The sequence below is a fragment of the Psychroserpens mesophilus genome (assembly GCF_050617655.1).
GTDB lineage: Bacteria > Bacteroidota > Bacteroidia > Flavobacteriales > Flavobacteriaceae > Psychroserpens > Psychroserpens mesophilus_A.
In genome coordinates, this window is the sequence record NZ_JBODQC010000100.1 from 1 (window position 1) to 327 (window position 327).

A 327-nucleotide genomic window follows, 5' to 3' on the forward strand; every position below is an offset into this window, starting at 1 on the left:
TAAGGGCGCTTCTTCCGGGAAGCCCACCCCGTTATCCTTGTAGCGGATGGTCAGGCTTTTCTTCTCCTGCCGGAATTCCAGCAGCACCAGCGTGGCCCCGCTGTGCTTTTTCATGTTCACCAGGATTTCCTGCAGGGCGCGGTAGATCTTCACCTGTTTGTCCGGCGAAATGGCCTCCCAGGGAATCGAATCAAACCCCTGGGTGATGATGCGCACCGTCTCGGACGAGTAGATCTCGATAAGCGAGCTGAGCACGGTTTTGAATTTCGGACCCGTTGGAATCTCGGCGCTGTCCCGGGAAATCTCCCGGGATTTTTGGTAGAGCTG

At 56.6% G+C, this 327-nt stretch carries 1 pseudogene; it reads right to left on the minus strand.

What is annotated here, in order from left to right:
- Nucleotides 1–327: pseudogene (locus ACRHNM_RS16505) on the minus strand (tetratricopeptide repeat-containing sensor histidine kinase); the annotation flags it as partial.